This is a genomic window from Microcystis sp. M179S2 (assembly GCF_020245805.1).
GTDB classification, from domain to species: Bacteria; Cyanobacteriota; Cyanobacteriia; order Cyanobacteriales; family Microcystaceae; genus Microcystis; species Microcystis aeruginosa.
This window is the reverse complement of record NZ_JADBUE010000087.1, coordinates 58,302-70,837: the sequence shown is the minus strand read 5'-3', so window position 1 is coordinate 70,837 and position 12,536 is coordinate 58,302. Positions and strand designations below refer to the sequence as shown.

11 protein-coding genes and 1 pseudogene are annotated in these 12,536 nt (G+C 43.1%); 9 read left to right on the top strand and 3 right to left on the bottom strand.

The features are described from left to right. Window positions 1–61: 61 nt before the first annotated feature. Genes IM500_RS05305 through IM500_RS05295 form a run of 3 tightly spaced genes read left to right on the top strand, consistent with a single transcriptional unit; the run spans window position 62 to window position 1,068 of the window. Window positions 62–286 (top strand): hypothetical protein, encoded by a 225-nt coding sequence (locus tag IM500_RS05305; RefSeq protein ID WP_190720449.1) that lies wholly within the window; start codon window positions 62–64, stop codon window positions 284–286. Window positions 287–322: 36 nt separating this feature from the next. Next, window positions 323–742 carry a XisH family protein gene (locus tag IM500_RS05300; protein WP_190720452.1) on the top strand — a complete coding sequence of 140 codons (420 nt, stop codon included), beginning with the start codon at window positions 323–325 and terminating at the stop codon, window positions 740–742. Then, window positions 730–1,068, top strand: a complete 339-nt coding sequence (locus IM500_RS05295; protein ID WP_002788474.1) for a XisI protein — start codon at window positions 730–732, stop codon at window positions 1,066–1,068. Before IM500_RS05300 ends, IM500_RS05295 begins: the two co-directional genes overlap by 13 nt. Before the next feature lie 241 nt (window positions 1,069–1,309). Here the strand turns inward: IM500_RS05295 and IM500_RS05290 are convergent. Together IM500_RS05290 and IM500_RS05285 are read right to left on the bottom strand one after the other, a co-directional pair. After that, a pseudogene (locus IM500_RS05290) lies at window positions 1,310–1,447 on the bottom strand (IS630 family transposase); the annotation flags it as partial. Between the two features lie 121 nt (window positions 1,448–1,568). Then, window positions 1,569–3,602: an elongation factor G gene (locus IM500_RS05285; RefSeq protein ID WP_190720455.1), complete on the bottom strand. Its 2,034-nt coding sequence runs from the start codon at window positions 3,600–3,602 to the stop codon at window positions 1,569–1,571. A 562-nt stretch (window positions 3,603–4,164) separates the two neighbouring features. Between IM500_RS05285 and ychF the strand changes: the two genes are divergently transcribed. The 4 genes from ychF (at window position 4,165) to IM500_RS24430 (ending at window position 9,187) form a co-directional block, all read left to right on the top strand. Then, the gene (gene ychF / locus IM500_RS05280; protein ID WP_002732084.1) at window positions 4,165–5,256 is read left to right on the top strand and encodes a redox-regulated ATPase YchF; all 1,092 of its coding nucleotides are present in this window, start codon (window positions 4,165–4,167) and stop codon (window positions 5,254–5,256) included. A 402-nt stretch (window positions 5,257–5,658) separates the two neighbouring features. Then, a complete protein-coding gene (locus IM500_RS05275) occupies window positions 5,659–7,692 on the top strand; it encodes an N-6 DNA methylase (RefSeq protein WP_190720458.1) in 2,034 nt (677 codons plus the stop codon). Between the two features lie 302 nt (window positions 7,693–7,994). After that, complete coding sequence (locus tag IM500_RS05270; protein ID WP_190720462.1) at window positions 7,995–8,639, top strand: PEP-CTERM sorting domain-containing protein; 645 nt, start codon at window positions 7,995–7,997, stop codon at window positions 8,637–8,639. 338 nt (window positions 8,640–8,977) lie between these two features. Next, window positions 8,978–9,187 (top strand): hypothetical protein, encoded by a 210-nt coding sequence (locus tag IM500_RS24430; RefSeq protein WP_353737893.1) that lies wholly within the window; start codon window positions 8,978–8,980, stop codon window positions 9,185–9,187. A 177-nt stretch (window positions 9,188–9,364) separates the two neighbouring features. On the opposite strand, the gene IM500_RS05265 is transcribed toward IM500_RS24430, so the two are convergent. Beyond that, on the bottom strand, window positions 9,365–10,906 hold the full coding sequence (locus IM500_RS05265) for an NAD(P)H-quinone oxidoreductase subunit N (RefSeq protein ID WP_287737894.1): 1,542 nt from the start codon (window positions 10,904–10,906) through the stop codon (window positions 9,365–9,367). Between the two features lie 515 nt (window positions 10,907–11,421). On the opposite strand from IM500_RS05265, the gene pipX reads away from it, so the two are divergent. Beyond that, the gene (gene pipX, locus IM500_RS05260) at window positions 11,422–11,694 is read left to right on the top strand and encodes a transcriptional coactivator PipX (protein ID WP_190720471.1); all 273 of its coding nucleotides are present in this window, start codon (window positions 11,422–11,424) and stop codon (window positions 11,692–11,694) included. Window positions 11,695–11,697: 3 nt separating this feature from the next. After that, entirely contained in the window at window positions 11,698–12,357 is a 660-nt protein-coding gene (locus tag IM500_RS05255) for a YggS family pyridoxal phosphate-dependent enzyme (RefSeq protein WP_190720474.1), read from the top strand. Window positions 12,358–12,536 lie beyond the last annotated feature (179 nt).

Genomic DNA, 12,536 nt, shown 5'->3' with positions numbered 1-12,536 from the left:
CGCTATGAAATTGATGACCCAAAACAGGTAATACTCATCTTGCAATGTAAACATCGAAGAGATGTCTATCGCTAATAATTTAGAAACATTGCGCTACTTCAAATCCGAATTGGTGTTTCTCGCCGAAATCGCCCACAAAACTAATCGCCCTGAACTTGCTCTCAACTACTGCCAACAAGCGCTTGAATTATGCCAAGAACTGGGGATTCCCTTGGTTAAAGATTGTGAGGAACTGTTAGGACAAATTCAGGGAAACTTAGTAGATTCAGACAATAAATTAAAGTAACCCTGAGAAAATTTCAGTTTTTATCTATAAAAAACAATGCCTGCCAAAGATATTTTTCATGACTGTGTAAAACACGCCCTAATCAAAGACGGCTGGACAATTACCCATGACCCCCTACGGATTCGTTTAACAAGAGGTAAAAACCTGTTTGTTGATTTGGGAGCAGAAAGACTATTAGCCGCAGAAAAGGGAACAGAAAAAATAGCCGTTGAAATTAAGAGCTTTACTCGTCCCTCTGATATGAAAGACCTTGAAGAGGCAGTTGGTCAATTTGTCGTTTATACCCATCTTTTAAGGCGTTATTATCCCGAATATAAACTATTTTTGGCTGTTAGCGAAAACACCTGCAAAACAGTATTTGAAGAAGAAGCAGGTCAAACCTTAATTGAAGATGGTATTATTCAGTTATTTAGTTTTGATCCCAACCAGGAGGTAATTGTACGATGGATTCCTTAATTGCCCAATATCGGCAAATTATTGAAAAAACATTCCAAGATTATGCCGACTTCCTCGACACCGATCGCCAAATCCAAATCGAATTAGTCCTAGATCAAACCCGCGATCGCTATTTATTGGTTGAAACAGGTTGGCAAAATGGTTATCGAATCTACGGAACCCTATTACATATTGATATTATTGATCAAAAAATTTGGATTCAACACGACGGAACTGAGGATGGTATTGCCGATGAATTAGTAGCCGCAGGAATCCCTCAAAACCAGATTATTTTAGCCTTTAAATCCCCTGAAATTAGACCCTATACAGGCTTTGCTGTCGCTTAACGTTCAAATATGATGGACAATTCTCAAGACCGCGATTGCGCTCTCAACTACTGCCAACAAGCCCTTAAATTCCCCCAGGAGCCAGGCATTCCCCTAATAAAAGACGGAGAGGAACTCCTCGTAAAAATGGTTCTTCGGTTTGTCTTATGCAACAGACAGGATTATAAGAGATGAAACCCCTATAGAGAAAAACATTGCTGCGATTTTTGTTAATTGTTTTCGCTCTAGAATGAACTATACTTTAGACGTTCATAATCTGAGATTTATTAAACTTCTGAAATCGGAGAGTGAGCAAGGAATCAAGTTCTTTTTTAGGTTTCAGATGGGCATCATTCAGACATCCATAAATAGCCGAAGAAAACTCAGAAAAGTTTTCAATCCCTCGTTGCAAGGGTCTCCCTTGTAACGCATTTCCAGAGGTTCTACCTCTTGTGTAACCCATCAGGGAAGGGAGGGAGACCCTCCCTTTTCTCAATAGACCACACCAGAGGCGAAATCGCCTACTTTTGACCGTTACCCTGCATAGCTAAAACCGCATCGCGCAGTTTATCCGGCACTTCTTGCAGGTGATCCTCATCCCACTGGAAGAAACCGACACCCATAGTCAAAGAACGCAATTCAACGATAAAATCGTGCATTTCCGCTTGGGGGAGATGGGCCGTTACCTGATCCCAACCTTTCCACTCCGCAGAAGCTTCAAAACCCTGAATTTGACCGCGTTTACCACTGATTAACTGCAAAACCTTGGCGGTGTATTCTGAGGGAGCGAGAACTGTCACCGATAGAATTGGTTCTAATAAGACCGGATGACATTTAGGCAGTCCTTCCGTCATCGCTAGACGGGCCGCTTGTTTAAAAGCTTGTTCGGAACTATCGACACTGTGATAGGAACCATCGGTGAGGGTGACATCAATATCCACCACGGGGAAACCCAAAGGACCATGACCGAGATATTCCCGCACTCCCGTTTCTACCCCGGGGATATACTGTTTGGGGACGACACCACCGACGATGGTTTCATGGAAGTGGAAACCTTCCCCCCGGGGTAAGGGTTTAATATCGAGGTAAACATCGCCAAAAGCACCGTGGCCGCCGGTTTGGTGTTTATAACGTCCGTGGGATTTGGTGCTGGTTTTGATCGTTTCCTTGTAGGGAACTTGGGGTAAATGGGTGGTCATCGGTAGATTATACTTGCGCGCTAGGCGATCGAGGGCCACTTGCAGATGAATTTCTCCCTGTCCCCAGAGAATCACTTCTTTAGTGTCGCCGTGTTGTTCCCAGTAGAGGGAAGGATCTTCTTCGATCAGTTTCGTCAAAGCTGAACTTAATTTCACTTCATCCTTGCGATTTGCGGCGGCAATAGCGAGAGCAAAGACGGGTTTAAGCTGTAATCCTTTGGGAAGAGCGGGTTTTTGACTGCCGCTGCTAACCACATCTCCGGTGGCGATTCCTTCCAAACGACCGAGAGCGACAATTTCCCCCGCTTGGGCCTGCTGTAGGGGTTGTTGTTGTTGTCCCGTGAGACGATAGATACCACCAATCCGCACACCGTTCAAGGCCATGCCATCGTTAAGGGTTCCCTGCCAGATTCGCGCTAGGGACAGGCGACCGCCCTGGGGAGTAAAATAGGTTTTGAGGATTTGTACCACTGCATCTCCATCCGCACTGGGATCGAGACCGCGACGGTTGGCAGTAATTGTCGGGGCCGGTGTTTCTTCCACTAAAGCGGTGAGGAGATGACGCACACCATAGTCCCGTTCCGCCATACCGAAGAACACAGGTACTATCTGATCGGCTCCCAGTTCTTGTTTTAAGTCTTGGAGAATTTCTTCCCGGGAGGGGTTAATATCTTCGAGGAGTTCTTCTAAAAGATGATCATCAAATTCGGCGATCGTTTCTAGCATTTCTTGTCGAGCAATCTGTTCTTCTTCCTTGAGGTGGTCGGGTAAAGCTACAGGATCGGCGGGACTGTTAGCATGGTAATGATAAGCCTGTTCGTTGATTAAATCGATGAATCCGATAATTTCGTTGTTCTGACGGATAGGATATTGCTGGGGAACGAGGGGACGACTAGAAACGGATTTGAGAGCTTGTAGGACTTCGTTAAAGTGACTATTACAGCGATCCATCTTGTTGATGAAGATTAGATGCGGAATTTCCCAATCATCAAGGAATTTTAGCAAGGGAGCCAGGGTGAGAACTCGATCGACCACCGGTTCACAAACGATAATAGCAGCACCGGCCCCGACGAGGGCATTATAGGTTTCACTGGCAAATTCGATCGAACCGGGGCAATCGAGAAAGGTAAAATTTAGGTCTTGGTATTGACTATGGGCAACGGAAACTTCTACACTCATCTGTCGATCCCGCGCTTGCGTGGAACTATCAGCGACGGTATTGCGATCGCTAATTTTACCTTTTCTGGTGATGGCTCCTGTGACGAAAAGTAAACTTTCCAGTAAGGAGGTTTTTCCACTGGAGTAGGGGCCGACAAGGGCCACATTACGGGTGTTTGCTCCGATACTTTGATTCATACAGATACCCCCAAGAATGATTTAGTGATTAGTTGCGGCGATTGGGCGATATTTACACTCGATCGCCCTAGGAAATATACTGTCATAGCACTGAAAATTACTCTCAGGACGTAGTTAGAAGCGAAAGGCCTGTCTTGCCATAATTTTGCCCAGTGCTACAGGTGTATTCTTTCTTACTCTTCACCCTAACTCAGTCTCAAGCATCACATCCCATTCTCGCAATCTCTTGTAAAGTCTCGCCTACTTTTAGTTAAGGAACTTGAATAAATGTTAACTAGGGTTTGCTAAATAAGTTTTTCGTGGGTGTGGGGTGTGGGGTGTGGGGTGTGGGGAAATGGGGAAATGGGGAAATGGGGAAATGGGGAGAATAAATAAAAATAATCTCCTGTCTCCTGAATCGGAGTCTCCTGAATCGGAGTCTCCTACCTCCAGGAAAAATTTTTTCAGCAAATGTTAACTAAGCTGTTGACTATCGAGAGTCTTTCGCATCAACCGGACTCACAAAAACGAGATGCAGCCTGATATAGTGAGAGGTCGGGATGATGTTTATCAAGCAATTTTTATGTTAAAAGCTGGAATCGTGGGACTGCCAAATGTGGGTAAATCGACCCTATTTAACGCTCTGGTGGCTAATGCCAAGGCCGAGGCCGCTAATTTCCCCTTTTGTACCATTGAACCGAATGTGGGTGTGGTATCCGTCCCCGATGAACGTCTGGAGGTTTTGGCTAAAATCTCTAATTCTGAGAAAATCGTGCCGACGCGGATTGAATTTGTCGATATTGCCGGATTAGTCAAGGGTGCGAGTCGCGGGGAAGGATTGGGTAATCAATTTTTGGCTAATATCCGGGAAGTGGACGCGATCGTTCATGTGGTGCGCTGTTTTGATAATGATGATATTATTCATGTTTCCGGTTCCGTGGATCCGGCCCGGGATATCGAGGTGATTAATCTAGAGTTAGCTCTGGCGGATTTGGGACAGGTGGAGAAGCGGGTGGAACGTTTACGCAAACAGGCGAAAAATAGCAAGGAAGCCGCCGAAGAATTGGCTATCCTTGAAAAAATCCTAATTTGTCTTAATGACGGTATTTCGGCGCGAAAAGTGGATTTAAGCAAAGAGGAAGAAGAATTAATTAAAAATCTCGGTTTATTGAGTCGTAAACCGATTATTTATGCCGCTAATGTGAGCGAAGATGATCTGGCCACGGGTAATGATTGGGTAGAAAGTGTCCGTCAAATTGCCCAAGAGGAACAGGCCAAAGTTGTGATCGTTTCTGCTCAAGTGGAATCGGAATTAGTGGAATTGTCGGAGGAAGAAAGAAAAGATTTTCTCGGTTCTTTAGGAGTAGAAGAAGGGGGATTAAAATCTTTAATTAAAGCTACCTACGAGTTATTAGGACTGCGTACCTATCTCACCACCGGTCCCCAAGAAACCCGCGCATGGACGATTATTTCTGGGATGAAAGCACCCCAAGCAGCCGGAGTTATTCACTCGGATTTTGAACGGGGTTTTATTCGTGCGGAAACCGTGTCTTATCAGGATTTAGTTAATAGTGGCACGATGAGCGCAGCCAAAGAAAAAGGTTTAGTCAGAAGTGAAGGCAAGGAATACATTGTTCAAGAAGGTGATGTTTTACTATTCCGTTTTAATGTATAGCTAAAATGAGTCAGGTGGGTGGCACTCACCTGATCAAAAGGTTGAATTTGGCGTTGTCAATAGCTGTAGGGCTAATTCATGAATTAGCCCTACAATTGGCGCTAATTCATGAATTAGCCCTACAATAGGCTTTGTCAAATTGAAAGATGCTCCGAATTTCTGTCATCAACAATCTCTCAGCTTTTTTTACTCACTTTGGTTAACATTAAACTGAATTTTTTATCTCTTGACATCCTCTAATTTATATTCTATAATTAGGTACAAGGCCAAGTTCTTGTTTAATCAAGATGGCGATTATCTCTGTCCACTAAAAGACTGGTTTGGTAGGAATGCAGTCGAGGCTAAAAATATTCTATCTATTCAACAACCCGCAAGGGGAAACGGTCAAATCAAGCGCAGTAAATGAAAGAGCAAGGATTGTTATTTTCCGAAGATAGCCTGTTACCTGAAAAACTCCCGCAAATTCAGGAATTACGACCTTCTAACAATCTTTCCGCAGTTTTTGAAGAGTGCCATAATTATATTTACGCCAACGAAGGAATGCTCAAAGACAAGATTTTTCACGAGATGGTTAAACTAATCATCATCAAACTTCATGATGAAAAATCTGCCAAGCAATCTGTAAATTTTGGCGTTACAGCAAGTGAATATAAAGCCATCGTAGCAAATAAGTCCGATGAATTTATGTCGCGTCTTAGTCAATTATTTACCTCAATCAAGAATCATTATCGGGGATTTTTCACCGATGACACATTCAAGTTAAAACCTTTAACTCTTGCTTATATTGTAGGCAGGTTACAGTACATTAATTTAACTAAAACATCTGGAGATATAAAAGGTGAAGCCTTCCAGACTTTTGTAAATAGACACCAGCGTGGAGATAGGGGAGAATTTTTTACGCCTCATCCAATTGTCCGTCTTGCGGTTGAAATGATAGACCCCAAACCAAACGAAAAAATTATAGATCCTGCTTGCGGAAGTGGTGGTTTTTTAATTCAAGCAATCAACCATGTTCGACAAAATAATCCAGAGTTCAATATAGCAAGTTTTGTGCAAGAAAGTATTACAGGAATTGAATTTAATCCCGATGTCGCCCTTTCGGGAATGATTCGTTTAGTTTTTGAAGGTGGCACAGGTTCAGAAATTATCTGCACTAATGCGCTTATCGAAGATGAAAAATTAAATAATTCTTTTGATGTTATCTTGACCAATCCTCCTTTCGGAAATAAAGGCAAAGTAGAAGACCAGAAAATTCTTAAATCATATCTTCTCGCCAGGAAATGGCATAAATCAGCGTCCAATGGTTGGGAAGTTTCCCCAACCGTTTTAGCGGGTCAGTCGCCCGATATTTTATTTATTGAGAAATCTATAAAATTATTGCGGGTAGGTGGGCGCATGGCGATTATTCTGCCCGATGGTCTATTACAAAATATCTCTAATGGACCGATTCGCCATTGGTTGCGCTCCCAAACAAAAATATTAGGTGTTGTTTCCATACCGCCGGAAGCCTTTGTACCCTACGGCACTGGAATCAAGACATCACTTTTGGTAGTTCAAAAATTACCAGCAAACCATGATTCTTGTTTTATGGCACAAATCAAAAAAATAGGCTATGACGTTAAAGGACAAACAATATATAAGCGCAACGAGTCGGGAGTTATAGCCCGAACAAAATCAGGTTTGCCAATAGTTGACGATGATATAGATGATATTTCTCAATCTTTTAGGTCATTTATCAATGGGGAATTTGCACAAAACAGCGATTGTATTTATACAGTTAAGAATACCCTGCTCAATTCGAGACTGGATGCCGAACATTATTTACCCAATGACCAAAAATTATTAGAACATCTAAAATCTATTGGGGCGAAACCTTTAGGTGAAATTGCCGATATTTTGAGAGCTGCGGCTGATTTTCGTTTAGCTAGGGATAGTGAAATTAGATATATCGCCATTTCCGATGTTGATTACCGTACAATGCAAGTTGTTTCTCAACAAATAATTAAGGCACATGAGGCCCCATCTCGCGCAACTTATAGATTGTACAAAGGCGATATTATTACAGCAATTTCAGGAGCAAGTACGGGAACACCACGCCAAGCAACAGCCCTAATCACGGAAGATGAAGACGGAGCAATTTGCTCAAATGGATTTTCAGTATTAAGAAATATTCAGGGAGTCGAGCCTTTGTTTTTATTAGTATATATGCGAACAGACTTTTTTTTGCGTCAGATTAAAAGGTACATGACAGGTCATGCCATTCCTACTATTTTAGTAGATGATTTGTCAAAAGTTTTAGTGCCTATTCCACCCCAATCTGAACAGCAGAGAATAGCAAAAAGTATGACCGAAATTCAAGCAATTAGAAAAGAAGCGTTAAAAGCAAGTGAGAATGTGGTTAACGAAATGAGTCTTTTACTTGGCCAATTTGAGTAAGGCAAAAAGCAGGTTAAGCTTAGAACAAGTCTTAATACTAAATCTGGTTATTAAACACTGATTATCTATTACCACTTTTGCCTGTCCTGATATGTAGCCTATACTCAACGGATTTAGTATCAGTTGCTAGTCGGGGAGAAGAATGTAAAGAATTATTAAATTGTAGCTTTTGCTACAGTTGTGGGGGGGGGAATGTGTAGTGTTTTGTTGTCCGCCTTTTGTCATAGGTTAGGCTGTTGCTTGACCAAGCAAGCTGCAAGGAAGACGATAGTTGCATCCAGTTACCCGTTTGCTCAATCAAGATGATTAAAAACCGATTAATTCCCACCCTAGCTTTAGCTGGCGCAACTTCTCTCGCTGCTATGCTCACTCCTGTGGCGGCAACGGCCGTTACTTTTACTGTTAACCGCAGTTGGAGTCAATCAGGTAATAACGCTTCTTTGGTGGGAACCGTAGATGTGCCAATAGGTAGCTATACTATCCAGGATGGTACTCCCAATCCCTTTACCAACGTTAACCTTACCTTGACAGTTAATAGTAATCCTTTTACTTTAAATACTGCGGACACTTCTTTTATTTACGGAACAGGGCAATTTTTGGTTAATGCCACATCTTCAACGTTAACTTTTAATACAGCTAATGCTGATGGGGGTAACCCGGCTAATTTAACGTTTGTGAACTCGTTCACGGGTCTCAGTGCTCCACGTTATCTAATTGGTTCTGATGGTGCTCCTGGTTTTGAAATCGCCATCGATACATCACCAGATGTAGGTGCTTTATTAGCTTTCCCCGTAACTTTTGGGACAGTACAAACAGTCCAACAAGTACCTGAACCCGCCTCCCTCTTTGGTCTTGGAGTCCTCGGTACTCTCGGCGCAGCTTCAACCCTCAAACGCAAACTGAAGCCATCCAAATCAGCCGAAAAAGAAACCACAAAAGTTGGCTAAATTGCTCACAAAAAATACAATAAATGCCCCCTTGATTTAGTCAGTTGGGGGCTTTTATTTTTAGTCCATATTTCTATTCATTGATTTTTTTGATCCAATGGCAACTTTTACATCAATAGGGTCAAATTCAATGAGTATGGTGATTTTGTGCTACAATAGAGGTCTGTTAAAAGTAAAAAGAACAATCAATTAAGTAGGTAGGCGTTAAAAATTATCAGACACCCCCCTTATCAAGGGGGGCAGGGGGGATCGAACCTAAAATACATTTTTAATTTAATTATAACCAGCTACTTACCATGAATAGCAAGACAGAAATCACTATTCAAGTTCCTTTATAAATTGCTACTTATTACGCTAAAATTCAACCCAATGACCGAGGGAACATAGAAAACAAATTAACTGAAACTATTCAATTAGAATTAGAAAAATATCGTCAAAAAGCAGCGGCGAGATTATCAACAATTATGGATCAAGCTAATGATGAAGCAGAAGCTAACGGATTAACTCCAGATATTTTAGCCTCTATTTTAGAACAAATTGAGAGTTAATCACATTACTAAAAACGGATTAGCTGTAGGGCTAATTCATGAATTAGCCCTACAATAGGCGTTGTCAAATTGAAAGATGCTCCGAATCAGCCCAGAACTGAAATTACTTTGATAGCAAGGATTGCATGGCATCTTTCCTATTCTGATCTGACAACGCCGATAAATCAACAGAGATTCTCAATTCGCTCGGGAAATGTGCGTCGCCAGGGCCGCCGATTGTAGGATGGGGGTAGTGGTGACGGAATCCGTCGCTAGGGTAAAGAGAGGATTGGAGAGGATACCGGCCAGGGAAGTCGCCACTAGGGAGAGGACAATACCCACCTGTAGGGGACGCATCCCGGTAAGGGTCCAATTGATAACGGGGTAATTTTTCACCGCATCGGACATCTCTTGGGGTTCCTTGACCACCATCATTTTGACCACGCGGATATAGTAGTAAATCGAGGCCACACTGGTGACTAAACCAACGAGGACGAGGGCATAAAGTCCCGCTTGCCAACCGGCCCAGAATAGATAAATCTTGCCAAAGAAGCCCGCTAGAGGCGGAATTCCCCCCAAAGAGAGCAGACAGATGCTTAAACAGAGGGTTAGCAGCGGATCTTTCTGGTAGAGTCCCGAATACTCAGCGATCTGATCGGTTCCAGTTCTCAGAGCAAAGAGAATCACGCAGGCAAAAGCCCCTAGGTTCATGAACAGGTAAATTAACAGATAGAAAATCATGCTAGAGTAACCCGCGTCAGTACCGGCGGTTAAACCAATCATGACAAAACCCGCCTGACCGATCGAGGAATAGGCTAACATCCGTTTCATGCTAGTTTGGGCTAAGGCGACCACGTTGCCGAGGATCATGCTCAAAATTGCTAGGGCGATAAAGATAAACCGCCATTGTTCGCTCACTAGACCGAAAACCGTCACTAAGAGGCGAATTGCTAGGGCAAAACCGGCCGCTTTGGAACCCACCGAGAGGAAAGCCACCACGGGAGTGGGTGAACCTTCGTACACATCAGGAGTCCACTGGTGAAAGGGAACCGCCGAAATTTTGAAGGCGATACCGGCAATCACAAACACTAATGCGATCGCTAAGGCCAAGGACTGACCACCGTTAACATCGGTTAATTTTTGGGCAATGGCACTTAAACTGGTTTCACCTCCGGATAAACCGTAGAGAAGGGAAACACCATAGAGGAAAATCGCCGAACTAGAAGCTCCAATTAACAGGTATTTTAAAGCGGCCTCGTTCGATCGAGGATCCCGCTTCATGTAACCGGTCATTAGATAGGAGGAAATACTGAGCATTTCTAGGGAGATGAAGATCATCACCAATTCACTAGAGCCAGATAGGAACATTCCCCCGAGGGTCGCGGTGAGCATAATGGCTAAAAATTCCGCTAGGGAGGTTCCCGCTTGTTCCACATAACGGATAGACATCAGCACTGTGGAGGCGGTAGAAAGAGCAATAATCCCCCTAAAGACGATACTGAGATTATCCCCCTCAAAAGCCCCTAAAAAGGCCACTGGTTTCGGATTGTCCCAGGCAAAATAGAGAGCAACCACAGCAGCGAGCAGACCAGCGATCGCAACGTAGGGCAGCCAACTTCTGGCACTTCGTCCCACGATTAAATCGCCGATTAAAATCACCATCAGGGTAATAATCAGGATTCCTTCGGGCCAGATAACGCCGGCGTTTAGCTGACTGGCAACAAGACTAGAAAAATCCATATTGATTGAGGTTAAAGGAATTTGAAGTTAAAAAAGGCTTAATACAAGCTTAGGGCATTTGATCAGTGATTCAGTGATCAGTTATCAGTTATCAGTGATCAGATGTGAGTTTTCAGTTCACCGATCGCCGCTATCGGGTCAAAATATCTAAAAACCCAGATAAATTTGAGATAATCTTAGCTTTTATGGGTATCATAGTTGTCTATTGTCTTTTTTATCTTCCTGTCTCGGAGTCTGGGAGTCTCCTCAGCTAAGGGAAAATCTTTGATTTTTGCAGCAGAGCTAATTTCTGATGGTGACAAGTTGTCACCGAGATGTATCCACGTTAACAGGGAAAAAGTGAAAACTCAGGAAATCATGACATAGACTGGCATCGTTAGTTGTCATTGAAGGATTCTGGTAAGATCAGGCTAGGGAAACCCCCGAAAAATCAGTTGTTTGTGAGCCATCCGCTTGATTTTGTTGTTGAAAAATTTTCTAGTTCGCTCAATCCTTTTCCTTTAGCGATCGCTTGAATGAGTAACGAAACCTATCTCAATCATCCCACTTTCGGTCTATTGTACAGAGTGTGTCTATTAGAAGAACATCAGGAATTATTTACCACTCTTTATGCCCAACGTCTTTTTTTTCTGGTGACGGTGGAAGCCAAAAAAGTCTCGTTCGCTCCGATTAGTCGCTCCGATGCTCGTCTTTTGGTGGAAAACCGGCTGCGGAATTGGCGACGGCGCGGTAATGTGCAAGAATTTAACAGTCTCAACCAAATTTATCAACAAACCTTTTCAGTCTAGTTCATGACGATCGCTAGTCGTATCGAGTCAATCCGTCTTACCCTACCCCCCTCCACGCGCCTGATTGCCGTCAGTAAACAGGTATCGAGCGATTATATCCGTCAAGCTTACCAGGCAGGAGTGAGAGATTTTGCTGAAAGTAAGCTACAGGAAGCAATCTCGAAGCAGCAAGAACTAAAAGACCTCCCAGATATTTATTGGCACTTTATCGGGCATCTACAGGCAAATAAAGCCCGCAAAGTCCTAGAATCTTTTGATTTAATCCATTCCCTCGATAGTTTAAAATTAGCCCAAAGACTCGATCGCCTAGCTGGGGAATTAGAGATTAATCCCCAAGTTTTGCTACAGGTGAAAGTTGTCCCCGATCCCGATAAGTTCGGTTGGGACAAGGACGAACTCCTAGCAGATATTCCCGCTTTAGTCAACTGTCAACAGCTAAAAATTCAGGGTTTGATGACAATTCTGCCCCAGGGATTATCGGCTGGGGAAAAGTTAGCCGCCTTTGAAAAAACCGGGGATTTAGCCCAAATAATCGAGAATAGTTCTAGTTTATGCCTGCCTCATCTATCCATGGGGATGTCTAACGATTATCCTCTGGCTATCAAGGCCGGAGCCACTTTGATCCGGGTGGGAACTGGCATCTTCGGCGATCGTATTTACTGAACCATCTCCGTAAATTTACAGAAAAAAACCCTAGAAATTTTAATAATCGGTGACAATATATCTTAAGATTACAGCGTTCAGTCTAGAAACCGGTGGTTAGAAATGAGGAATTGACTTTTTCCCAATCCCTGAAAACTATCCCCTGATAACTGATAACTGAAAAGAGGGAACTAACCGCT